This is a genomic window from Mameliella sp. LZ-28 (assembly GCF_012274245.1).
GTDB classification, from domain to species: Bacteria; Pseudomonadota; Alphaproteobacteria; order Rhodobacterales; family Rhodobacteraceae; genus Antarctobacter; species Antarctobacter albus.
The window spans coordinates 1-21,755 of the sequence record NZ_JAANYX010000034.1 but is presented as its reverse complement, the minus strand read 5'-3'; the positions used below and the strand labels follow the sequence as shown (position 1 = coordinate 21,755).

At 64.4% G+C, this 21,755-nt stretch carries 20 protein-coding genes, 1 tRNA gene and 1 pseudogene; 17 read left to right on the top strand and 5 right to left on the bottom strand.

Going from position 1 to position 21,755, the window contains the following annotated elements; all coding sequences use genetic code 11:
* Position 1: 1 nt before the first annotated feature.
* A complete protein-coding gene (gene hisD / locus G9Q80_RS20190; protein WP_088715323.1) occupies positions 2-1,315 on the bottom strand; it encodes a histidinol dehydrogenase in 1,314 nt (437 codons plus the stop codon).
* A gap of 65 nt (positions 1,316-1,380) precedes the next feature.
* Between hisD and G9Q80_RS20185 the strand changes: the two genes are divergently transcribed.
* Positions 1,381-2,346 carry a LysR family transcriptional regulator gene (locus tag G9Q80_RS20185; protein ID WP_088715324.1) on the top strand — a complete coding sequence of 322 codons (966 nt, stop codon included), beginning with the start codon at positions 1,381-1,383 and terminating at the stop codon, positions 2,344-2,346.
* 147 nt (positions 2,347-2,493) lie between these two features.
* On the opposite strand, the gene G9Q80_RS20180 is transcribed toward G9Q80_RS20185, so the two are convergent.
* The 3 genes from G9Q80_RS20180 to G9Q80_RS20170 are packed head-to-tail and all read right to left on the bottom strand — an operon-like array spanning position 2,494 to position 4,408.
* Entirely contained in the window at positions 2,494-3,258 is a 765-nt protein-coding gene (locus G9Q80_RS20180; RefSeq protein ID WP_088715325.1) for an alpha/beta fold hydrolase, read from the bottom strand.
* 46 nt (positions 3,259-3,304) lie between these two features.
* On the bottom strand, positions 3,305-4,018 hold the full coding sequence (locus G9Q80_RS20175) for an NUDIX hydrolase (protein ID WP_043136660.1): 714 nt from the start codon (positions 4,016-4,018) through the stop codon (positions 3,305-3,307).
* Between the two features lie 9 nt (positions 4,019-4,027).
* Positions 4,028-4,408 carry a DUF983 domain-containing protein gene (locus tag G9Q80_RS20170; RefSeq protein ID WP_043136818.1) on the bottom strand — a complete coding sequence of 127 codons (381 nt, stop codon included), beginning with the start codon at positions 4,406-4,408 and terminating at the stop codon, positions 4,028-4,030.
* A 229-nt stretch (positions 4,409-4,637) separates the two neighbouring features.
* Here G9Q80_RS20170 and G9Q80_RS20165 point away from each other — a divergent pair, with 229 nt between their 5' ends.
* From G9Q80_RS20165 to G9Q80_RS20150, 4 genes are all read left to right on the top strand, one after another.
* Positions 4,638-5,216 (top strand): EF-hand domain-containing protein, encoded by a 579-nt coding sequence (locus tag G9Q80_RS20165; RefSeq protein ID WP_088715326.1) that lies wholly within the window; start codon positions 4,638-4,640, stop codon positions 5,214-5,216.
* 84 nt (positions 5,217-5,300) lie between these two features.
* The gene (locus tag G9Q80_RS20160; RefSeq protein ID WP_088715327.1) at positions 5,301-5,888 is read left to right on the top strand and encodes an RNA polymerase sigma factor; all 588 of its coding nucleotides are present in this window, start codon (positions 5,301-5,303) and stop codon (positions 5,886-5,888) included.
* Positions 5,881-6,255 carry a hypothetical protein gene (locus G9Q80_RS20155; protein WP_232788212.1) on the top strand — a complete coding sequence of 125 codons (375 nt, stop codon included), beginning with the start codon at positions 5,881-5,883 and terminating at the stop codon, positions 6,253-6,255. Before G9Q80_RS20160 ends, G9Q80_RS20155 begins: the two co-directional genes overlap by 8 nt.
* 3 nt (positions 6,256-6,258) lie before the next feature.
* The gene (locus G9Q80_RS20150; protein WP_052244224.1) at positions 6,259-6,792 is read left to right on the top strand and encodes a periplasmic heavy metal sensor; all 534 of its coding nucleotides are present in this window, start codon (positions 6,259-6,261) and stop codon (positions 6,790-6,792) included.
* 16 nt (positions 6,793-6,808) lie between these two features.
* Here the strand turns inward: G9Q80_RS20150 and G9Q80_RS20145 are convergent, their stop codons facing one another.
* Positions 6,809-8,251: a diguanylate cyclase gene (locus G9Q80_RS20145; RefSeq protein WP_232786195.1), complete on the bottom strand. Its 1,443-nt coding sequence runs from the start codon at positions 8,249-8,251 to the stop codon at positions 6,809-6,811.
* Positions 8,252-8,384: 133 nt separating this feature from the next.
* Here G9Q80_RS20145 and G9Q80_RS20140 point away from each other — a divergent pair, with 133 nt between their 5' ends.
* The 12 genes and pseudogenes from G9Q80_RS20140 to G9Q80_RS20085 form a co-directional block, all read left to right on the top strand.
* Positions 8,385-8,669 carry a DUF3572 domain-containing protein gene (locus G9Q80_RS20140; protein ID WP_074621258.1) on the top strand — a complete coding sequence of 95 codons (285 nt, stop codon included), beginning with the start codon at positions 8,385-8,387 and terminating at the stop codon, positions 8,667-8,669.
* Complete coding sequence (locus tag G9Q80_RS20135) at positions 8,666-9,373, top strand: HAD family hydrolase (protein WP_088715329.1); 708 nt, start codon at positions 8,666-8,668, stop codon at positions 9,371-9,373. The genes G9Q80_RS20140 and G9Q80_RS20135 overlap by 4 nt, the downstream gene beginning before the upstream one ends.
* Before the next feature lie 83 nt (positions 9,374-9,456).
* Positions 9,457-11,031 carry a trimethylamine methyltransferase family protein gene (locus tag G9Q80_RS20130; RefSeq protein WP_088715330.1) on the top strand — a complete coding sequence of 525 codons (1,575 nt, stop codon included), beginning with the start codon at positions 9,457-9,459 and terminating at the stop codon, positions 11,029-11,031.
* A gap of 111 nt (positions 11,032-11,142) precedes the next feature.
* Positions 11,143-11,745 carry a heme NO-binding domain-containing protein gene (locus G9Q80_RS20125; protein ID WP_043136831.1) on the top strand — a complete coding sequence of 201 codons (603 nt, stop codon included), beginning with the start codon at positions 11,143-11,145 and terminating at the stop codon, positions 11,743-11,745.
* Complete coding sequence (locus G9Q80_RS20120; protein WP_088715331.1) at positions 11,742-12,740, top strand: GGDEF domain-containing protein; 999 nt, start codon at positions 11,742-11,744, stop codon at positions 12,738-12,740. Before G9Q80_RS20125 ends, G9Q80_RS20120 begins: the two co-directional genes overlap by 4 nt.
* Before the next feature lie 60 nt (positions 12,741-12,800).
* Positions 12,801-12,875 (top strand) — tRNA-Gln (locus tag G9Q80_RS20115).
* Between the two features lie 147 nt (positions 12,876-13,022).
* Entirely contained in the window at positions 13,023-14,144 is a 1,122-nt protein-coding gene (locus G9Q80_RS20110) for an aminodeoxychorismate synthase component I (protein WP_088715332.1), read from the top strand.
* Complete coding sequence (locus tag G9Q80_RS20105; RefSeq protein ID WP_133066409.1) at positions 14,102-14,749, top strand: aminotransferase class IV family protein; 648 nt, start codon at positions 14,102-14,104, stop codon at positions 14,747-14,749. The genes G9Q80_RS20110 and G9Q80_RS20105 overlap by 43 nt, the downstream gene beginning before the upstream one ends.
* A gap of 564 nt (positions 14,750-15,313) precedes the next feature.
* Entirely contained in the window at positions 15,314-16,996 is a 1,683-nt protein-coding gene (locus tag G9Q80_RS20100; protein WP_088715334.1) for an NAD(P)H-dependent oxidoreductase subunit E, read from the top strand.
* 3 nt (positions 16,997-16,999) lie between these two features.
* A complete protein-coding gene (fdhF, locus tag G9Q80_RS20095) occupies positions 17,000-19,777 on the top strand; it encodes a formate dehydrogenase subunit alpha (protein ID WP_088715335.1) in 2,778 nt (925 codons plus the stop codon).
* A 28-nt stretch (positions 19,778-19,805) separates the two neighbouring features.
* On the top strand, positions 19,806-21,482 hold the full coding sequence (locus G9Q80_RS20090) for a formate--tetrahydrofolate ligase (RefSeq protein ID WP_043136686.1): 1,677 nt from the start codon (positions 19,806-19,808) through the stop codon (positions 21,480-21,482).
* A 147-nt stretch (positions 21,483-21,629) separates the two neighbouring features.
* Positions 21,630-21,755, top strand: a pseudogene (locus tag G9Q80_RS20085) (bifunctional methylenetetrahydrofolate dehydrogenase/methenyltetrahydrofolate cyclohydrolase); the annotation flags it as partial.

Below are 21,755 nucleotides of genomic sequence, written 5' to 3'. Positions count from 1 at the left end.
TTCAACTTTCGTTTGCGGCGCAGGCGCGTGGGGACAGGTTTGCGAGGCGGGCCTCTGCCGTCAAGGCGTGTCCAGTCATGCCTTCGGCCCGCGAGATGACAGACGTGGCATGGGCCAGGGCGGGCAGGGCCTCGCCCCGGGCCTGTTGCCAGGTGACGGTTTTCAGGAACTTGTGCACCGACAATCCGCCAGTGTAGCGAGCGGCGCCTCCGGTGGGCAGTACGTGGTTGGGGCCAGAGGCCTTGTCGCCAAAGGCGACGGTGGTCTCGGCGCCCAGGAACAACGAGCCGTAGCTGGACAGGCGTGACTGCCACCAGGGAAGGTCGGCGCATTGGACATGCAGGTGCTCGGGGGCATAGCGGTCGGCCTCTGCCGCCATCTCCTCACGGCTGCCGCAGAGGGTGATTTCGCCCATCGCCTCCCAGGCCTCAAGGGCGGTGCGAGCATTGTCGCCGCCAAGCCGGGCGCAGGTGCGCGGCATGATCTCCGCAACACAAGTGGCCAGTGGTTCGTGATCCGTCACCAGCCAGCAGGGCGAGGTTGGCCCGTGTTCGGCCTGCCCGGCCAGGTCCAGCGCAACCAACTCCGGATCGGCGGTGGCATCGGCCAGGATCAGCACGTCGGTCGGTCCGGCGAACATGTCGATGCCCACGGGGCCGAAAAGCTGGCGCTTGGCTTCGGCGACATAGGCGTTGCCGGGGCCGGCCAGGACGTTGGCGGGTGGTGTTCCGAACAGGCCGTAGGCCATCGCGGCGATCCCCTGCACGCCGCCCAGGGTCAGGATCGTGTCGGCCCCGGCAAGCTGCATGGCATAGAGCGTCGCCGGGTCGATCCCCAACGCGGTTCCGTCCACGTCTCGGCGTGGCGGAGCGCAGGCCGTGACATGGGGCACACCGGCGGCGCGGGCGGTGGCAATGGTCATCAACGCCGAGGCGATATGCGCGTAACGTCCGCCGGGGACGTAGCAACCGGCCGCCGCGACAGGTAGGCTTTTCTGGCCGGTGGTCAGGCCCGGATGAAGTTCGATTTGGAAATCCCGGACCGATGCGCGCTGTGCCTCGGCAAAACGGCGGATGTTGTCGTGAGCATAGGCCAGCGCCTGTTTCAACGCATCTGGTACCTGGCGGGCGGCCTGATGCAGCTCATCGGGTGATACGGTGATCTCTCCGGTCCAGCCGTCGAGGCGCTCGGCATAGACACGCGCGACCTCTTCGCCGCCGCTCTTGAGGCGGGCCAGCATGATCTGCACGGTGTCGGAAATTTCCGCGATCGAGGCGGGGGGCAGGCCGGGGGCGGATTTGATCAGGCGGGACATGCGTTTTCCTTGACGTAAGCGGACAGGTTTACAAAAACGGAAACTGTGGCCTCGGAGATTCTGCGATGTTGATGAAAGGCGTGACGTTGCGCGGGCTCGAGGTCTTCGAGGCGCTGGCGGAAACTGGCTCGGTCGCGAAGGCGGCCGAGGTGACGGGACTCAGCCAGCCGGCGGTCAGCCAGCAGATGCGCAACCTCGAGGGCGCACTTGGCGTGGATCTTGTGGATCACGGGCGCCGACCGATGCGGCTGACCCCGGCGGGCCGGTCCTTCCTGGGGCGGACCCAGGCGGTGCTGCGGCAGTTGCGGCTGGCGCAGAACGAACTGACGGTGATGGATCTCACCCATCTCAGCACGCTGAGCCTGGGGGTGATCGACGATTTCGACAATGACCTGACGCCGCGTCTTGTCACCATCCTGGCCGAGAGCATGACGCGCTGCCGGTTCAAGCTGATCACCGCGCCCAGCCACGAGATCTCCGAAGAGATCAAGGCGCGCCGCTTGCATCTTGCCATCGCTGCCAGCAGCGGCGAGGTGATGGAGGGGATCGTCGAATACCCTTTGGTGCGAGACCCTTACATCCTTGTTTGCGCCCGCGGAGCGGTCGAGGCGGCGGGCGGGGTCGAGGCGATGATGCAGGCGCTGCCGATCCTGCGCTACGATCGCGCACAGCTGATCGGGCGCCAGATCGAAGCCCACCTGGCGCGGCAGAAGCTGGAATTCGCCGAGAGATTCGAGATCGGGGCGCACCTCTCCCTGATGACGCTGGTGGCGCGTGGCATGGGCTGGGCGATCACCACGCCGTTGGGATACATGCGCGCCGGGCGTTACCACGAACAGATGGAGGCGCATCCCGTACCCTTCAAACCCTTCTCGCGCACCATTTCCCTTTTTGCCGGAACGGACTGGGCGGACCGGGTGCCGCGCGACGTGGCGCGCACCATGCGGATGCTGGTGGGCGACATGGTCATTGCCCCCGCGCTGGCGCAGTTGCCCTGGCTGGACGGCGAATTGAGAGTGATGGAAAGCTGACGGCGCGCGGCATCTGCGCGCGCGCAGCGTATTGATCTGTCGCATGACGCCAGATTGCCGCAAGGGCATGGCCTGTCCACGGGGCAATCGTCTGTTTTCGGAAGGAAATGCCGCAGTTTCGGGAATCGTGAAACTGCCCTTGGCCCGCTACCCTTCGACGTGATCCACGAAAGCCCGAACCGAGGCCTCGAACCCGCGCGGGTCTTCTGCGTGCAGCCAGTGTCCTGCCTTAGGGATCTTGGCAAACCGTGCTTTTGGGAACAGCTCTCGAATACGCGGACGGTGTTCGGCCTGAACATAGTCGGACTGACCGCCCGAAAGGAACAGCGTCGGCCCGTCGTATCGACCCTGGATCTCGGGAAACCCGAGGATCTTGGGCATTTCCCGGGCCAGCGTGTCCAGGTTCAGCTTCCACCGTTTGTTCTGAACGTCCAGAGACTGTGTGAAGAAGCTTTGCAGGGTCTTGTCCTCGACATGCAGTGCCAGCTGCTCAACCGCGTCCGAGCGTTTTTCGACCCGGGACAGATCAACCGCGCGCATGGCTTCGATGAACTGGATCTGGCTGTGTGTATAGGCCACGGGCGCGATGTCGGCGACGAGGAGCGAGGCAAGCTTTTCAGGGTGTTGCAGTGCCAGGACCATTGCCGCCTTGCCGCCCATCGAATGACCGACGACGTGCGCGCGGCCGCCGTGGGCATCGATCAGCTCTGCCAGGTCCCCGGCCAGGTCGGGATAGCTGTGGGTTTCGGTCCGGGGGCTGTCGCCGTGGTTGCGCATGTCCGGGGTCAAGACGTGCCAGCGGTCGGACAGGCGCTTGGCGATCACACCCCAATTGCGCCCCGATCCGTAAAGCCCGTGGACGATGACTAGGGGCGTGCCGCCGGGCGTGCCGTGAGAAAGCGTATTCAACATGGGCTACACATACGATGCACCGTGGGCGAGGGCCAGTGGCGCCGCGTCAGTCGCGCATCCCGGCACCATGCAGGCGCAGGAACAGGCTTTCCTCGTCGTCGTTGCGGAAGAAGGGGACGGAATCGGGGGGTGTTTCGTCCGTTGCGCGCGCCGCAACCTCTGCCAGCACGACCTCGGTGATGAAGGGCATGTCATAGTTGCGGATCTCGTCCACGGCGATCCACTGCAGGTGCGAGAGCTCGTCCGTGGCGGCGTCGAAATCATCCGGATCCGAGGCGAGTTCGTCCGCGTCGAGAAGGAAAAACCGTGCATCAAAGCGGCGCGGTCGTCCCGGCGGGGTGATGGCGCGAAAGATGAACTGCAGTGGTTCGGCCGAGGGGCGGTGCCCGGTACCGGCGAACTCCAGCCAGTCCTCGGGGATCGATTCGGGCCAGGGGGCTGGAACGCCAAGGATCTGGCCGGTCTCCTCCCACAACTCGCGTACGGCGGCGACGGCCAGCGCGCGGGCCATGTCGGGCGAGGAATCCTCGCTCAGCCGCGCCGCGCAGAGCGGGGGCAGGGCGCGGGCCAGCGGGATCTGTGCGTCCTGCGCATCGACCGCGCCACCGGGAAAGACGAACTTGTTGGGCATGAAGGCGGCCTTGGCACCGCGTTGTCCCATCAGGACGCGCGGACGCGTGGCCCTGTCACGCAGGACAACCACCGTGGCGGCATCGCGGATCGCGGTCTTGTCGATGGTCTTGGTCGTCGTCTCGGTCATCTGCGCCCCTCAGCTTGGGGGCGCAAAACCATGCATGCCGCGTGCCCACTGGAAGGCCACGATCGCCCCTTTCAATCGGGGCAGAAGATAGAGCGAGAGTGCGACGCAGCCAACGCCAAAGATCGTGAACAGGACCAGTGGCTCGGGGCGCCAGGTGGTAAAGACCACATGCAGCAGGGGCGCCATGAGGTGCCCGACGATCAGGATCGTCAGGTAGGCCGGGCCGTCGTCCGCCCGGTGATGGTGCAATTCCTGGCGGCAGACCGGGCAATGATCGCGCACGGTAAGGTAGCCCGACAGCATCGGGCCGTTGCCGCAATTGGGGCAGCGTCGCCGCCAGCCCCGCCACAGCGTCGGCCACAGGCTGTCTTTTTCCGGTGTGTCCGGCATGTCGTACATCTCAGTTTTTCGCGTTTCCAGCTTTCAGGATGGGGGCGCGACCGATGCGGTGGAAGGGTGCAAAACGTCATTGCGTCCGGATGTCACAGATCACGGCAGCGTGAAGGCAGTGCTGCGATTTCTTGCGACGGAATTGCCGGGGTGGGCCGTGAAAGACTGCAGAGACGCCCGGAGAGCGGGCGGCTTGGACACCCGAGACTAGCTCTGGAAGGACAAGGAAATGAAAACAACTGCACTCTGGATCACCGGCGCGATGGTTGTGGCGATGGGCACCGCAGGTGTGGCCTCGGCCAAGGGCATGGAGTTCGGCGCCCACGGACCGCGCGGCGCCTTCATGCAGGAAATGTTTGCCGAGATCGACGCGGATGGCGACGGCAAGGTGACCAAGGAAGAGATCGAGGCCTTCAAGACCGCACGGTTTGAGGCCACGGATACCGATGGCGATGGCAAGCTCTCTCGCGAAGAGATCGCGGCGGCCCGCGACGCCCGTCGCGTTGCGCGGATGCAGACGATGGTCGAGCGGCTGGACCAGGACGGCGACGGATTGCTGAGTGCCGATGAACTGGCTGCAGGTCCGGCCCGGCGCGCGCCCCAGGACATGTTCGACCGGCTGGATGCGGACGATGATGGCGCGCTGACGCTGGAAGAGATCGAGAAGGCGCGCGGTGCCTTCCAGCGCGGCGGCAAGTCCCGCTTTGGCCATAAGGACCGTGAGCACGGCCACCGTGGCGGGCATGGTCATCACGGCGGCATGGGCTTTCCGTTCTTCGGTGGCCCCGACATGTCGGACGACAGCTGAGTGATGAGACCGGGCGGCGCTGGCCGCCGCCCGGACCGTTGCACGCGGCGAATTGCCGGGATAGCGCGGAACGATGGACGGGATATGCCTTTCGAAGCCATGAGTGCGGCAGCCGACGAAGACCTGCTGGCGGATTACGCCGCCGGCGACGCCAGCGCGGCGCGGGTTCTGACCCAGCGCCTAGCGCCGCGTGTCTTCGCACATGCCATGCGGATGCTGGGCGGTGACAGGGCCGAGGCTGAGGACGTGGCTCAGGAGGCTCTGTTGCGGCTATGGCGTGCCGCGCCGGGGTGGCGGATGGGCGAGGCCAAGGTTTCGACCTGGCTTTACCGCGTGACCGCGAACCTCTGCATCGATCGCATCCGGCGGCGGCGTGGCGGGACGGACATCGACTCGGTGCCCGAACCTCTGGATGAAACACCCTCGGCAGCGGAGGGGCTGCAGCAACAGGCCCGCGCCGAGGCACTGCAGGGGGCGCTGGACGCCTTGCCCGACCGGCAGCGACAGGCGGTGATCCTGCGTCATATCGAGGGGCTGCCCAACCCCGAGATCGCCGAGATCATGGACATCGGGCCGCGCGCGGTCGAGAGTCTTGTGGCGCGGGGCAAGCGGGCATTGGAGGCGGCGCTGATTGGGCGCCGCGCAGAACTGGGATATGAAGACGATGACTGAGCGCAAGGACAACCAGGACGATGATGCGCTGGGGCTGTTTTTCGCAGCGGCACGCGCCGAGGCTCCGCTTCCCGACGGCGATTTCCTGGCCCGGATCGAGGCGCAGGCGTTGGCCGAGCAGCCGCGCGCGGCGTCCCCGGCGCCGGTTGTGCGGCCGCCCAGGCCGGGCCGGTTGGCGCAGCTGCGCGAAGCCTTGGGCGGATGGATTGGCGTGACCGGGCTGGCGACCGCCTGCGCGGCGGGGATCCTGATCGGGGTCAGCTCTCCGGAAAGCCTGTCGGTATTCTGGGGGGGCGATGCCGCCGGGCTGGGGGCGCTCGGTGTCGATCCCCTCGGCGGTTTCGACCTTGCTTTGATGGAAGGGTAGGCAATGGCGTCGGAAATGGAAACCTCGGGTCGGCCTGGGCGCTGGCTGCGCATCCTGCTGTTCCTGTCGCTGGCGCTCAACCTGCTGGTGGTTGGCGCGGCGGTGGGGTTTTTCCTCAATGGACCGCCAGCGCCGCGCGGCGACCGGAGCGATCCGGTGCTGCCTTACACGCGCGCCTTCGACGAGGATCAGCGGCGCGAGTTGCGTCGAGGGCTCTGGCGGGCGATGCGCAAGGATGCCGGTGCAATGCGGGCAGGCTATCTTGCGGATTACCAGCGTGGACTGGAGCTGTTGCGGCAGGACCCCTTCGACCAGGCAGCCCTTGCGGCACTGCTTGCGGATCAGGCTGCGCGCGGCGTCGAAGTGCGGACGCGGGGCCAGGAGGTCCTGGTGAAATTCCTGGTCGAGATGAGCGCCGAGGAGCGTCGCGCCTATGCCGACCGGCTGGAAGCCGAGCTGGAACGGATGCGGAGCCGCGGACATGGACGGGACAAGGACCGCGACGGACGCCAGCCGCCGAAACCGCCGCGCGACTGAGCGCGGCGGACTTTTGTCAGGTCTGTCCGGCGCGTCGAGCCTCGGCTTCCTTGTCGTCCTTGGAAGACAGGGTTTTGGCCAGCGGCGTCTGGCCGCGCGTCGTAAGCGGGCGTACCGTGTCTGCCATGACCACCGTGTTGCGGCCCTTGTGCTTGGCCGCATAAAGCGCCCCATCCGCGCGTTCGATCAGTTCCAGCGGGCTGGACTCGTGGCCGGGGCGGCCAATTGCGACCCCGATGGACAGCGTCACGGTCAACTGCTTGCCGTCGGGCAAGGTCACCGGCTGGCGCGACATGATCCGGCAAAGCCGTTCCGCCGTACGCTTGGCCGCGGTTCGGTCGGCGTCCGGCATGGCCACCAGGAATTCTTCACCGCCCCAGCGCGAAATCAGGTCAGCGGCGCGCAGGTTGTCCTTTAGCCGCTGGGCCAGGGTAACAAGGACCGCGTCCCCGGCTGCATGGCCGTGGTTGTCATTGACCTGCTTGAAGAAATCGAGATCCGCCAGCAACAGGGCATAGGGGCGTTTCTGGCCCGTGGCACGGTCCGCCAGCCGCGACAAATGCGGCACCGCATAGCGGCGATTGTAGAGCCCGGTAAGAGGGTCGCAGACCGCCGCGCGCAGCCCGTCGCGCATATTGGCGCGCAGCCGGTCATTGGTGCGCTTGCGCTCGACCTGCTTCTTCAACCGGATGGCCAGTTCGTCCAGGTCCAGACCCGAGCTGAGCAGGTCGTTCGCGCCCATGTCGAGCGCACTTGCCGCCTCTCGCTGCTGGTTGGGCTGGGCGATGTAGATCAGCGCCGAATGGCGGGTGTGACGGCTGGCGCGCAGTTGCGGCAAGAGCGTCAGCGCCTCGCCGGAACTGCCCGGCGCCTCGGCGACGACCACGACATCCGGAGCGCGGGTATGCTCGCGCAACGCGTCCTCGGGGTCGACCACCTCGATCCGGTCGGGAATGCGCGCGGCCAGCCCCTCGCTCAGAGCCTTCGTCTCGGGCAGTTTCGGCGGAGAGACCAGGCGGACAAGGCCCGGCGCCACGAATGCAGTCCCCTGTTCGGCAAGGCCGAGCGCGCGCTGAGTGTCGTCGCGCAACTGCAGCTCTGCCTCCGCGTCGCGGGCACGCAGGAGAGAGCGCAGCCGGGCCAGCATGACAAGATCATCGACCGGACGGGTCAGCACATCGTCGGCGCCCGCTGCAAGCGATGCAAGCCGTTCGCCGGGGTCGTCGGCGCCATGCAGGATCACCACGGGAATGCGCACGCTGGCCGGCAACTTGTTGATTTCCGCGCAGAGCGCACGCCCCGTCATGTCGGGAAGGTCGGTGGCGGTAATCACGAGATCGGGCGAGAGTTTGCGCAGCAAGGCCAGCGCGGCCTCTCCGTTGTCGGCTTGAATCACGTCGTAGTAGGCGGCGGACAGTTTGACACGCAGGATGATGCGGTTCGTCGGAACCGAATCCACTATCAATATCCTTCCGGTCATCTTTCGATACCCCCGCATATGCAGGTTAGCCGCAGTTAGCCGCGCTTGCACTTTTCTTTCCGCTCAGCTTTGATGACTATTGGTTAAGAAACCCTTTCGGAGAGAGATCAAAATGGATCTGTCGCGGGAAGCCGCCGAAACCGTCGGCTTGCAGGCGGTGGCCTGGCTGGCCGGAAACGACGAGTTGCTGCCGGTCTTCCTGGGCGCGACGGGGGCCTCGCAGGAGGACTTTCGGGAGGGGTTGCAGGACCCGGTCTTTCAGGGGTCGGTTCTTGATTTCCTCCTGATGGATGATGCCTGGGTCATGGCTTTCTGCGAGGCGGAAGGTCTTCGGCCGCAGGACCCTATGGCCGCGCGGATGGCCCTGCCGGGCGGGGAAACGGTACACTGGACATGACTTTAGCCGCGATCGAGGCGGTGCTCTTCGACAAGGACGGCACCCTGTTCGATTTTGCTGAAACCTGGAACGCCTTTGCGGCGCGCCTGATCCTACGGCTGGCCGACGGAGATGACCTGCGACGGCACGGTCTGGCGCGGGCCCTGATGTTCGATCTCGAGGCGTGCAGTTTCCTGCCTGGCAGCCCGGTGATCGCGGGAACCAACCGCGAGGTTGCCGAACTGATCGCCCCCATCCTACCCGAACGCGGTATCGAAGAGCTCGAATCGCTGATCATCGCCGAGGCGGCCGACGCCCCGTTAAGCGAAGCCGTGGCGCTGGTGCCCTATCTCGCCGGGCTGGCGGCGCGCGGGCTCAGTCTGGGAGTGATGACCAACGACAGCGAATCCGTGGCGCGTGCGCATCTGCGGGCCGCCGGGATCGAGGGGATGTTCGATTTCGTGGCCGGCGCTGACAGCGGTCACGGCGCCAAGCCGTCGCCCCGGCCCTTGCTGGCCTTTGCCTCGGCGACAGGTCATGCACCGGACCGGGTGATCATGGTTGGCGACAGCTTGCATGACCTTGCCGCCGGTCGTGCCGCAGGCATGTGGACAGCCGGTGTGCTGACCGGGATGGCGGATGCGGATACCCTGGCACCGATGGCGGACGTGGTTCTGCCCGACATCGGGCATCTTCCGGACTGGCTCTCTGGTCGCGGAACCTGAAAGCGACCAATTTCGTCGGTTTTGCGAAGGAAGGCGCGTCGCGGGCGCTGTGTGATGGTGGGCACCAGACACGGAGAGCCACCATGCCGGATGCCGCTGACGCTATCTTGACCGCCCAGAAACGCCGCCGGACCGGGGGGCGCGCGGGCAACCGGCGCCGCGGTGGCGCGGCAATCGAACAGATGCCCTGGCGTCTGCCCGTCAACATCGATCGCCCCACGGAACCGCTGACCGAGGAGGGCGTGGAACGCCTACACCATGCGACCATGCGCATCCTCGAAGAGATCGGAATCGAGTTTCTGCACCCCGAAGCGGTCGAGATCCTGCGTGCCGCGGGTTGCACCGTCCAGGGCGAGAACGTCCGCATCGGGCGTGACATGGTCATGGAGATGGTCGCCAAGGCCCCGGCGAAGTTCACGCTCATGCCGCGCAACCCAGACCGCAAACTGACCATCGGGGACGGGCATATCCTCTTTGGCAACGTCTCGTCCCCGCCCAACTACTATGATCTGGAGATCGGCAAGAAGGTCTCCGGCACCCGCCAGCAATGTGCCAACCTGCTCAAGCTGACGCAGTATTTCAACTGCATCCACTTCGCCGGCGGCTACCCGGTCGAGCCGGTGGACGTGCATGCCAGCGTGCGCCATCTGGACGTGGTCTTTGACAAGCTGACGCTGACCGACAAGGTCATGCATGCCTATTCACTGGGCAAGGAGCGGGTCGAGGACGTGATGGAAATGGTCCGGATCAGCCAGGGGATCGGCCACGAAGAGTTCGAGGCGGTTCCGCGGATGTACACCAACATCAACTCGACCTCGCCATTGAAGCATGACTACCCGATGATGGATGGCTGGATGCGCATGGCGCGGCGCGGGCAGGGACTGGTGGTGACGCCCTTCACGCTGGCCGGTGCGATGGCGCCTGTGACGATGGCGGGCGCGGTGGCGCAATCCCTGGCCGAGGGGCTGGCGGCGGTGGTTCTGGCGCAGATCATCAATCCCGGTGTTCCCTGCGTGATCGGGACTTTCACCTCGAACGTCGACATGAAGACCGGCGCGCCGGCCTTCGGCACCCCGGAGTACATGCGTGCCACCCAGATGACCGGCCAGATGGCGCGGTTTTACGGATTGCCAATGCGGTCATCGGGGGTCTGCGCGGCCAACGTGCCGGACGGGCAGGCCATGTGGGAGACAGAACATTCGCTCTGGGCCGCGGTCCAGTCGGGCACCAACATGGTCTATCACGCTGCGGGCTGGCTGGAAGGCGGGCTGGTGGCCAGCCCGGAAAAGTTCATCATGGACTGCGAGGTTTTGCAGCAGATCCAGCGTTACCTCGAACCCGAGGTCTGCGATGTTTCGGACGATGCACTGGCGGTCGAGACGATCCGCGAAGTCGGCCCCAATGGCCATTTCTTCGGGGTCGATCACACGCAGGAACGCTACGAGACCGCCTTTTACCAACCCTTCCTGTCGGATTGGAAGAACTTCGAGGCCTGGGAAGCCGCTGGCGCTGTCTGGACGGCCGAGCGCGCGCATACACAGTTCAAACGTATCATGGACGAGTTCGAGGCGCCGCCCCTGGACGTGGCGATCCGTGAGGAGCTGGAGGACTTCGTCGCGCGCCGCAAGGCAGAGGGCGGGGCGCCGACGGATTTCTGAGACTGGTCTTTGTCCGCAGGCTTCCCCGCGGAAATCCGGGCAATTGTACCTGTTTCCGGATTTTTAATCGCTGACCGCCATGCTCCGACCAAGGCGTTGAGGTATGGCAAGATGCATGGGTTGATCCTGCGGACCTTCCAGGTCTTTGTGGAGGATACATATGGGCCCGGGATATGGGCCGACATTGCCGAGAAGGCGGGCCTCGAGGTGCCCGACTTCGAGGCGATGTTGAACTATGCGCCCGAAACCTACAGCGCATTGATCGGTGCGGCGGAAACCGTGCTGGACAAGCCGGCCGAGGCGATCTGGGAGGATGTCGGCACCTACCTCGTGTCGCACCCCAACAGTGAGGGCTTGCGCCGCCTACTGCGCTTTGGTGGCGTCGATTTCATCGAGTTCCTGCATTCCCTGGACGATCTTCCGGACCGGAGCCGCCTGGTGGTCGCCGATCTCGTCCTGCCTGACCTTGAACTGACGGACAACGGCAACACCCAGTTCAAGCTGCGGGTGGGCGGTGGCCTGCCCGGGTTCGGCTACGTCATGATGGGCGTCTTACGGGCGATGGCCGATGACTACGGCGCGCTGGTTCTTCTGGATACCGAAAGCGGGCACCGGGGCGAACAATACCTGATGGTGACGGTGATCGAGACCGCCTATGCCGAGGGGCGGGAGTTCGAACTGGCTGCGGGCAGTGGCGGGGCGGGCGAGGGATGAGCATGCTGCCCGAGGAAATCCTGCACCTGATCTGCCCGATGCACCTGCTGTTGGAGCCTTCGGGCCATATCCGCCAGGCCGGCCCGACCTTGCACAAGATCAGTCCCGAACCGCTGGAGGGCGCCCGCTTCCTCGAGGTGTTCGAGGTTTTTAGGCCCCGCGCCGTAACCTGCATGAAGCAGCTGTTGCAGACCGAAGGCCGCAAGATCCGTCTGCGGCTGCGCGGCGGAGTCCGCACACAGCTTTACGGCGTGCTTGTTGCCGATGGACAGGGTGGCGCAGTGGTCAACCTGTCTTTCGGCATCCATGTCATGAGCGCGGTGCGGGACTATGCCCTGACCAGTTCGGATTTTGCGCCCACGGATCTTGCCGTCGAAATGTTGTACCTGGTCGAGGCAAAGTCCGCGGCGATGGATGCGTCCCGGAACCTGAATACCAGGCTTCAGGGAGCGATGGTCGCCGCCGAAGAACGGGCCTTCACGGATACCCTGACCGGGCTGCGCAACCGCCGGGCGCTTGACGCGGTTCTGGAACGTTTCAAGCGCGGAAGGGAACCGTTTGCCCTGATGCACATCGACCTGGATTTCTTCAAACAGGTCAACGACACCTTGGGGCATGCGGCCGGGGATCTGGTGTTGCGGCATGTGGCGCGCATCATGACGGACGTTATCCGCAAGGATGATACCGCAGTCCGGGTCGGCGGGGACGAGTTCCTGATTGTCTTCGGTGGCCTGATGCGGCCCGAGCGTCTTGGTGAGATTGCCGCCGATCTCATAGACCGGATCGAGGAACCGGTAAGCTACGACGGCCGGGAGTGCCGGGTTTCCGCCAGTATCGGCATCGCCACCGCCAGCGGCGGCATCGAGAATCCTGACGAGTTGCTGGAGCAGGCAGATATGGCACTCTACGCCTCCAAACGCGCCGGGCGGGCCCAGTTCCGCTTCTTCGGAGAGGCTCCGGCAGAGGGTGGTCCGGCGCAGATGGCGGGTAAGTGAAATTCCTGAAACTTTGGTCTTGATCCCGCTGAAACCTCATCGTAAGTAGCGCGCCACGGTTGGGGTGTAGCCAAGTGGTAAGGCAACGGTTTTTGGTACCGCGTACCGTAGGTTCGAATCCTACCACCCCAGCCAAGTTTCACCGAAGTGAGCGATTATCAATATTCTGAAGAGCCACTGCGGCCCTTCGTGAATTTCCCTTGAGTGAAATAATTTGAACCCGAGGCTGTCCTGCTGTATCGCTCCCGACTCTGGAAACGGGTCTTCTGGGCAGGGCGCAGGATGGAAATACGGTTCGATTTCGGCCCCGGCTATGCGGCAGCAGAATTTGCCAACCCGTCGCGCCTGATCCGTGCCGACAGCGCAGAGGACGTGCCGACGGCACTCGCGGAGCTCGATGCTGCGCGCCAGGCGGGGCAGTGGCTTGCAGGCTATGCCAGCTACGAACTGGGCTATGCGCTGGAGTCGCGCCTTGAAGACCGGATGCCGGACAGGCGGCGCATGCCGCTTTTGTGTTTTGGCGTCTATCCCGCACCCGGACCCGTCTCAGCGCCTCGGGGCGGAGATTTCAGTCTGGGGACCTTCCGACCGGACTGGGATGCGACACGCTACGCCAGCGCCTTTGCGCAGGTTCATGACTGGATTGGTTCCGGGGACATCTACCAGGCCAACCTGACCTTTCCGCTTTGCGCGCCCTGTTCAGGTGACTTGAGGGCACTCTACGGTGCGCTCTCCGCCCGTCAGCCAGTGTCGCACGGCGCGCTGGTCATGCCTGATGATGGCCCGGCTATCCTGTCGCGCTCGCCCGAACTGTTCTTCCGCGTCGACGGGGACGGCCGAATAGCGACGCGCCCGATGAAGGGAACCGCGCCGCGGGGACGAACGGCGAAAGAGGACGCGGATCTGCGCAGTTGGCTGGCTGGGGATGAAAAGACCCTGGCCGAAAATCTGATGATCGTTGATCTCTTGCGCAACGACCTGTCCCGGGTCGCGACGCCCGGAACCGTATCCGTGCCGGAACTGTTCAAGGTGGAGACCTATGAAACCGTGCATCAGATGGTCAGCCAGATCGAGGCGCGGCTGGCGCCCGGCATTGAACTTTCTGATATCTTCCGGGCCCTGTTTCCCTGTGGATCGATCACCGGCGCGCCCAAGATCCGCGCGATGGAAGTCATCAACGACCTGGAGACGGCCCCGCGCGAGGCCTATTGCGGCGCCATCGGCTGGGCGGCACCCGACGGGCGATCGGAATTCAACGTGGCGATCCGGACGCTGTTGGTCGAGAATGGCACAGCGGTACTGAATGTCGGCGGTGGCCTCGTCTGGGACAGCCGTGCAGACAATGAATACGAGGAGGCGCTGTGGAAAAGCCGTTTCGCGACGTTCCAGCAGGAACCGGCCTGATCGAAACCATGCTGTGGCAGCCGGGGCAGGGCGTGGTCCTGGCGCGTCGGCATCGGGACAGGATGTGCCTCGCGGCTCGCAAGCTGGGGTTTCGCTTTGATCCCGGGGCATTTGATGGTGTCTTGGCGGGGATCGAAGGGGCAGACCCGCTGCGGGTGCGCGCCGTATTGCACAGCGACGGGCGGCTCGAGACGACAACGGCGTCCTTGCCGCCCCCTGCGGCTGTCTGGCGTGTTGCCATCGCGCCGGCAACGCTCGATTCGAAAGACCCTTGGCTACGGGTGAAATCCACGCGCCGACGTCTCTACGATGACATGCGCGCAGCACTTCCCCAAGGCGTGGACGAGGCGGTCTTTCTGAATGAGAAAGGGCATGTCTGCGAAGGCACGATCACCAACCTGCTGGTTCGTCAGGGGGATCAGTGGGTGACACCGCCCCTGTCGGACGGGGTCTTGCCGGGGGTCATGCGGGCGCAGCTGTTGTCGACCGGAAAAGTGCGGGTTGGCTGCGTGACCCCGGATGACCTGCTGACAGCCACGGGCCTGCGAATGTGCAATGCATTGCGCGGCCAGATAGAGGCAGAACTGGTGAACTGGCCCGGCTGACCCTGTTACGGCGCAGGTCCTGCCAAAAGCGGTTCCACCCCTGTGCGAGTCTTCGCCGCCATGTCGATTCTCCAGCCTGATTCCCGGGCTTTCAGGCGTCGGATGACAATGCGTTTTGCTCTCTGGGCGCGCGACAACGGTCACCAATCTCATCGGCAAGGGCGGGTCGAAAGCCCAGGCAGCGAGGCTTGCCGCTGAATTTCACTGGCATTGTTAATTGAGCGCTTCAGATCGACCGGTTGTCACCGCCATCCAAGGAGTGGCGGCGGCCCGATCTATCGCGCGAAGAACACGACTGAATGTGCGAGCAAGTGTTTCGTGTTGAGGCGTGTTATTCGAATCAAGTAATTGATTATAAATTAAAAAATATAAATTTCCTATCCGCGAAATTTGTTTCTCTGCGAAGGCAGGCGCCGTTCGGATCGACCGCGCCAAGTGCACGATTCCATCCTCTTCAGCGATGCCCTTTTCCCTTCGGTGCCAAAATTTGGTGTTGACCGTGGGTAAAATAAATTGATTATTGGGAAAGTATTGAAGGTCTAAAAACCGAGAGGATCGTTGAACATGTCGCTCGATGACGTGGGTATCTGGAAGACAGGCCGAGGCAAGGGGCGTCACACGCCGAAAGGCCGTCAGTATGATGACGAAGCACTGGCCGAGGTTCGTTCTCTCCTCGGGGATGCGCCGCGCCGCCGTGACCTGTTGATCGAGCACCTTCACCGGATCCAGGACCACTTTGGACATCTTTCGGCCCGGCACCTGCGGGCCCTTGCCGAAGAAATGCGCCTGAGCATGGCCGAGGTCTACGAGGTCGCGACCTTCTATGCGCATTTCGACGTCATCAAGGAAGACGACACCCCACCGCCCGCGCTGACAATCCGTGTCTGCGACTCGCTGTCCTGCGAACTGGCGGGTGCGGATCAGCTGCGCGCGGCGCTGGAAAAGGGGATGGACCCGACCCAGGTGCGTGTCCTGCGGGCGCCCTGCATGGGGCGTTGCGATACCGCGCCGGTGCTGGAACTGGGGCACAATCACATCGATCATGCCACGCCGGAAAAGGTGCAGGCCGCGATCGCTGCGGGTGAAACCCATGCCCGCATTCCCGACTATGAAACCTTTGACGCCTACAAGGCTGAAGGTGGCTACAAGGTGTTGGCCGACCTGCGTCAGGATGGCGATTGGGAAGCGGTCCAGGACAAGGTCCTGTCCGCCGGCCTGCGCGGGCTTGGCGGTGCTGGTTTCCCGTCCGGCAAGAAATGGGGCTTTGTGCGCGCCAATCCGGGCCCGCGTTACCTGGCGGTAAACGGTGACGAGGGTGAACCCGGCACGTTCAAGGACCGTTACTACCTTGAACGCACGCCGCATCTTTTCCTCGAGGGGATGCTGATTGCCGCCTGGGCGGTCGAGGCGGAAACCTGTTTCATCTACATGCGCGACGAATACCCCGCCGTGCTGGAAATCCTGCGCCGCGAGATTGCCGCGCTGGAAGAGGCCGGTATCGTTACCCCCGGATACATCGACCTGCGCCGTGGCGCGGGCGCCTATATCTGCGGCGAAGAAAGCGCGATGATCGAGTCGATCGAGGGCAAGCGCGGCATCCCGCGCCATCGTCCGCCCTTTGTGGCCCAGGTCGGGGTCTTTGACCGTCCGACACTGGTTCACAACGTCGAAACGCTGAAATGGGTGGCCCGCATCCTGCGCGAAGGGCCGGAGGTTCTGAACTCGGTCGAGAAGAACGGTCGCAAGGGTCTGCGCAGCTACTCGGTGTCCGGCCGTGTGAACACGCCCGGCGTGCATCTGCTGCCGGCAGGCTCGACCATCACCGATATCATCGAGGCAGCGGGCGGCATGCTGGAAGGGCACAGCTTCAAGGCGTACCAGCCGGGTGGTCCGTCCTCGGGGCTGTTGCCCGCGTCGCTGAACGACGTGCCGCTGGATTTCGATACCTTGCAGCCGCATGGCTCCTTCATCGGCTCGGCTGCCGTCGTGGTCCTGTCGGACCAGGACAGCGCCCGCGATGCCGCGCTGAACATGCTGCGCTTCTTCGAGGACGAAAGCTGTGGCCAGTGCACGCCCTGCCGCGCAGGCTGTGAAAAGGCGGTCAAGCTGATGCAGGCCGGCCGCTGGGACCAGGGCCTGCTTGAAGAGCTGAGCCAGACGATGGTCGACGCCTCGATCTGTGGCCTCGGACAGGCCGCCCCGAACCCGATCCGCCTGACAATCAAGCATTTTCCCGACGAGGTCTGAGCGATGAGCGAGACAATCACCTTCAAGCTGGACGGCCAGGACGTCACCGCCGAAAAGGGGATGACGATCTGGGAAGTGGCCAATGGTCGCGGTCTGAAGATCCCGCATCTCTGCCACAAGCCCGCACCGGGGTATCGCCCCGATGGCAACTGCCGCGCCTGCATGGTCGAGATCGAGGGCGAGCGCACGCTGGCCGCCTCCTGTATCCGCGAGCCGTCCGAGGGCATGGTCGTCAACACCGCGAGCAACCGCGCCAAGGCCGCGCGCAACATGGTCATGGAACTGCTTGTCGCGGACCAGCCGGAACGCGAAGTGGCACATGACCGGTCCTCGCACCTCTGGGACATGGCGGATGAAAACGGCATCGACACCAGCCGCTTTCCCAAGCTCGAAGAAGGCCGCATCCCGCTGCTGGACGACAGCCACGTCGCGATGAGCGTCAACCTGGATGCCTGCATCCAGTGCGGCCTATGCGTGCGGGCCTGCCGCGAGGTTCAGGTCAACGACGTGATCGGCATGGCCGGTCGTGGTCACGATGCCTATCCGACCTTCGATTTCGCCGACCCGATGGGCGCCTCGACCTGTGTGGCCTGCGGGGAATGCGTTCAGGCCTGCCCGACCGGCGCCCTGATGCCCTCGACTGTCGTCGACGAGGCGCAGCATGGCGACAGCTCGGATTATGACAGCGAAACCGAAAGCGTCTGCCCCTTCTGTGGCGTCGGCTGCAAGGTTTCGCTCAAGGTCAAGGATGGCAAGGTCAAGTATGTCGAAGGCATCAACGGCCCCGCGAACGAGGGGCGCCTTTGCGTCAAGGGCCGCTTCGGCTTTGACTATATCCACCACCCGCACCGGCTGACCAAGCCCTTGATCCGCCGCGAGGACGCGCCGGCCAAGGGGCTGAACGTCGATCCCGGCAACCTTTTGACCCATTTCCGCGAAGCGTCGTGGGAAGAGGCAATGCAGGCCGCCGCCGGTGGCCTGGCCAGGCTGCGCCAGGCTCATGGCGGGCAGTCGGTGGCAGGCTTCGGCAGTGCCAAATGCACCAACGAAGAGGCCTACCTGTTCCAGAAGCTGATCCGCCAGGGCTTCAAGCACAACAACGTCGACCACTGTACGCGGCTCTGCCATGCGTCTTCTGTTTCGGCCCTGATCGAAAACGTCGGATCGGGCGCGGTGACCGCGACCTTCAACGAGGTCGAGAACGCGGACGTGGCGATCATCATCGGCGCCAACCCGCTGGAAAATCACCCCGTTGCCGCGACCTATTTCAAGCAGTTCGCCAAGCGCGGCGGCAAGCTGATCGTGATGGATCCGCGCGGGCAGGGGCTGAAGCGCCATGCCTACCAGATGGTGCAGTTCCGCCCAGGTGCCGATGTCAGCCTGCTGAACGCGATCATGAACGTGATCGTCGAAGAGGGGCTTTACGACCAGCAGTATATCGAGGCCTTCACCGAGAACTGGGAGGCCGAGAAGGAACACCTCAAGGCCTTTACCCCCGAGGCGATGGAGCCGATCTGCGGGATTGCACCCGACGTGATCCGCGACGTGGCCCGCACCTTTGCCGGAGCCAAGGCGGGCATGATCTTCTGGGGCATGGGTGTCAGCCAGCACATCCACGGCACCGACAACTCGCGTTGCCTGATCAGCCTGGCGCTGATGACCGGCCATGTCGGTCGTCCGGGAACCGGCCTGCATCCGCTGCGCGGTCAGAACAACGTGCAGGGTGCATCGGACGCCGGTCTGATCCCGATGTTCGTGCCCGACTACCGCTCGGTCGAGGATGACGCGGTTCGGGAAGACATCTTTGGCGTCTGGGGCCGGGACGAGGATTGGTCCAACAAGAAGGGCCTGACCGTCACCGAGATCGTCGATCAGGTCTATGCCGGCAACATCAAGGGCATGTACATCCAGGGCGAAAACCCGGCCATGTCCGACCCGGATGTGGACCACGCCCGCGAGGCCTTTGCCAAGCTGGAACACCTGGTGGTGCAGGACATCTTCCTGACCGAGACGGCGAACTTTGCCGATGTGATCCTGCCTGCCTCGGCGCTTTATGAAAAGAACGGGACGGTCAGCAACACCAATCGGCAAGTACAGCGCGTGCGTCCGGCCGTTCCGCCGCCGGGCGAGGCGCGCGAGGACTGGGAGATCACCGTCGACCTGGCGCAGCGCCTTGGCCTGCCCTGGGACTATTCGGATGTCTCCGAGGTCTTTGCCGAGATGAAACTGGTGATGAAGTCGCTGGACAACATCACCTGGGACCGGCTGGAAACCGAAACCGTGACCTATCCTTCGCTCAGCCCGACCGATCCGGGACAGGCGGTGGTCTTTGGCGACGGGTTCCCCCGCGCCGAGGGGCGGGCAAAGTTCACCCCCGCCGCCGTCATCCCACCGGACGAGGCGCCGGACGAGGCCTATCCGATGATCATGACCACGGGCCGCCAGCTGGAACATTGGCACACCGGGTCGATGACACGGCGGGCCAGCGTGCTGGACGCGGTGGAACCCGAAGCGAACTGTTCGCTGCACCCCAGGACGCTGCGCTCGCTTGGCGTGGTTCCCGGAGAGATGATCCGCCTGACCACGCGGCGGGGCAGCATCGAGATCATGGCGCGGGCCGACCGCGCCGTGTCCGAGGACATGGTTTTCGTCCCCTTCGCCTATGTCGAGGCGGCGGCGAACGTCCTGACCAACCCGGCGATCGACCCCTACGGCAAGATCCCGGAGTTCAAGTTCTCGGCCGTGAGGGTCGAGGCCTTGGCAAAAACCGCAGCCGAGTAACCCAAGCTCCAACCCACAGGGACTTAACATGGCACATAAAACGGATATCGAAATCGCCCGCGAGGCCAAGAAGAAACCGATCCAGGAGATCGGCGACGGGCTGGGCATTCCGGGCGAACACCTGCTGCCCTACGGTCACGACAAGGCCAAGGTGAGCCAGGATTTCATCAACTCGGTTCAGGACCGCCCGGACGGCAAGCTGATCCTCGTCACCGCCATCAACCCGACGCCGGCGGGCGAAGGCAAGACCACCACGACCGTGGGTCTGGGCGACGGTCTGAACCATATCGGCAAGAAGGCGATGATCTGCATCCGCGAAGCCTCGCTTGGCCCGAACTTCGGGATGAAGGGCGGCGCCGCCGGGGGCGGCATGGCGCAGGTCGTGCCGATGGAGGAAATGAACCTCCACTTCACCGGCGACTTCCACGCCATCACCTCGGCGCATTCGCTGCTCTCGGCGATGATCGACAACCACATCTATTGGGGCAACGAACAGGAAATCGACCTGCGCCGCGTCCAGTGGCGCCGCGTTGTCGACATGAACGACCGGTCGCTGCGCCAGATCACCTCCTCGCTGGGCGGTGTGGCCAACGGTTTCCCGCGTGAGGACGGTTTTGACATCACCGTGGCCTCCGAGGTCATGGCAATCCTCTGCCTCGCCAAGAACCTCAAGGATCTCGAAGAGCGTCTTGGGTCGATGATCATCGCCTATCGCCGTGACAAGTCGCCGGTCTATTGCCGTGACATCAAGGCCGAAGGCGCGATGACCGTCCTGCTCAAGGACGCGATGCAGCCGAACCTGGTGCAAACGCTGGAAAACAACCCGGCCTTCGTCCACGGCGGTCCCTTTGCCAACATCGCGCACGGCTGCAACTCGGTCATCGCGACGACCACCGCGCTGAAGCTGGCCGACTACGTCGTGACCGAAGCCGGTTTCGGGGCCGACCTGGGCGCCGAGAAGTTCATGAACATCAAGTGCCGCAAGGCCGGTCTTGCGCCGTCCGCCGTGGTCTGCGTGGCCACCGTGCGCGCGATGAAGATGAACGGCGGAGTGGCCAAGGCCGACCTGGGCGCCGAAAACGTGGATGCGGTCAAGAAGGGTTGCCCGAACCTGGGCCGTCACATCGAGAACCTCAAGAGCTTCGGCGTGCCGGTCGTCGTGGCGATCAACCATTTCGTCACCGATACCGATGCCGAGGTCGCGGCGATCAAGGAATACGTCGCCAGCCACGGTGCCGAGGCGGTGCTGAGCCGTCACTGGGAATTGGGCTCCGAAGGCTCCGCGGATCTTGCGCGCAAGGTCGTGGCCGTGGCCGAGGGTGAAAGCGCCAACTTCTCGCCGATCTACCCCGACGAGATGCCGCTGGCCGAGAAGATCCAGACCATCTGCAAGCGCATCTATCGCGCCGACGAGGCGCTGATGGACAAGAAGATCCGCGATCAGCTGAAGCTCTGGGAAGAGCAGGGCTATGGCAACCTGCCGGTCTGCATGGCCAAGACGCAGTATTCCTTCTCGACCGATCCGAACCTGCGTGGCGCACCCACGGGCCATTCGGTGCCGGTGCGCGAAGTGCGGCTTTCGGCGGGCGCGGGCTTTATCGTCGTCGTCTGCGGCGAGATCATGACCATGCCGGGCCTGCCCCGGGTGCCGGCGTCGGAAAGCATCCGCCTGAACGACGCGGGCCAGATCGAAGGCCTGTTCTAAGGCGGATCGCTCCGCCCGACAGGCAAGAGCAACTGAGGGGGCCTGAGCCTCGGGTCCCTGACAGTGCGGGTGCGGCGGCGGAATGCTTCCGCACCCGTCCATCATTTCGGGGCGTGGCATGGACCGCGCGGAACAGGGACTAGAGAGATGAGCGCAACAATCATTGACGGCAAGGCCTTTGCGGCCACGGTCCGCGAGAAGGTGGCGGCGCATGTGGCGCGGCTGAAGGATGAGAACGGCATCACGCCCGGCCTGGCGGTGGTGCTGGTGGGC

Bases quoted from the DNA above. Each gene is read 5' to 3' on its own strand.
- hisD (WP_088715323.1), bottom strand. From the start codon at position 1,315: ATGTCCCGCCTGATCAAATCCGCCCCCGGCCTGCCCCCCGCCTCGATC.
- G9Q80_RS20185 (WP_088715324.1), top strand. From the start codon at position 1,381: ATGTTGATGAAAGGCGTGACGTTGCGCGGGCTCGAGGTCTTCGAGGCG.
- G9Q80_RS20180 (WP_088715325.1), bottom strand. From the start codon at position 3,258: ATGTTGAATACGCTTTCTCACGGCACGCCCGGCGGCACGCCCCTAGTC.
- G9Q80_RS20175 (WP_043136660.1), bottom strand. From the start codon at position 4,018: ATGACCGAGACGACGACCAAGACCATCGACAAGACCGCGATCCGCGAT.
- G9Q80_RS20170 (WP_043136818.1), bottom strand. From the start codon at position 4,408: ATGCCGGACACACCGGAAAAAGACAGCCTGTGGCCGACGCTGTGGCGG.
- G9Q80_RS20165 (WP_088715326.1), top strand. From the start codon at position 4,638: ATGAAAACAACTGCACTCTGGATCACCGGCGCGATGGTTGTGGCGATG.
- G9Q80_RS20160 (WP_088715327.1), top strand. From the start codon at position 5,301: ATGCCTTTCGAAGCCATGAGTGCGGCAGCCGACGAAGACCTGCTGGCG.
- G9Q80_RS20155 (WP_232788212.1), top strand. From the start codon at position 5,881: ATGACTGAGCGCAAGGACAACCAGGACGATGATGCGCTGGGGCTGTTT.
- G9Q80_RS20150 (WP_052244224.1), top strand. From the start codon at position 6,259: ATGGCGTCGGAAATGGAAACCTCGGGTCGGCCTGGGCGCTGGCTGCGC.
- G9Q80_RS20140 (WP_074621258.1), top strand. From the start codon at position 8,385: ATGGATCTGTCGCGGGAAGCCGCCGAAACCGTCGGCTTGCAGGCGGTG.
- G9Q80_RS20135 (WP_088715329.1), top strand. From the start codon at position 8,666: ATGACTTTAGCCGCGATCGAGGCGGTGCTCTTCGACAAGGACGGCACC.
- G9Q80_RS20130 (WP_088715330.1), top strand. From the start codon at position 9,457: ATGCCGGATGCCGCTGACGCTATCTTGACCGCCCAGAAACGCCGCCGG.
- G9Q80_RS20125 (WP_043136831.1), top strand. From the start codon at position 11,143: ATGCATGGGTTGATCCTGCGGACCTTCCAGGTCTTTGTGGAGGATACA.
- G9Q80_RS20120 (WP_088715331.1), top strand. From the start codon at position 11,742: ATGAGCATGCTGCCCGAGGAAATCCTGCACCTGATCTGCCCGATGCAC.
- G9Q80_RS20110 (WP_088715332.1), top strand. From the start codon at position 13,023: ATGGAAATACGGTTCGATTTCGGCCCCGGCTATGCGGCAGCAGAATTT.
- G9Q80_RS20100 (WP_088715334.1), top strand. From the start codon at position 15,314: ATGTCGCTCGATGACGTGGGTATCTGGAAGACAGGCCGAGGCAAGGGG.
- fdhF (WP_088715335.1), top strand. From the start codon at position 17,000: ATGAGCGAGACAATCACCTTCAAGCTGGACGGCCAGGACGTCACCGCC.
- G9Q80_RS20090 (WP_043136686.1), top strand. From the start codon at position 19,806: ATGGCACATAAAACGGATATCGAAATCGCCCGCGAGGCCAAGAAGAAA.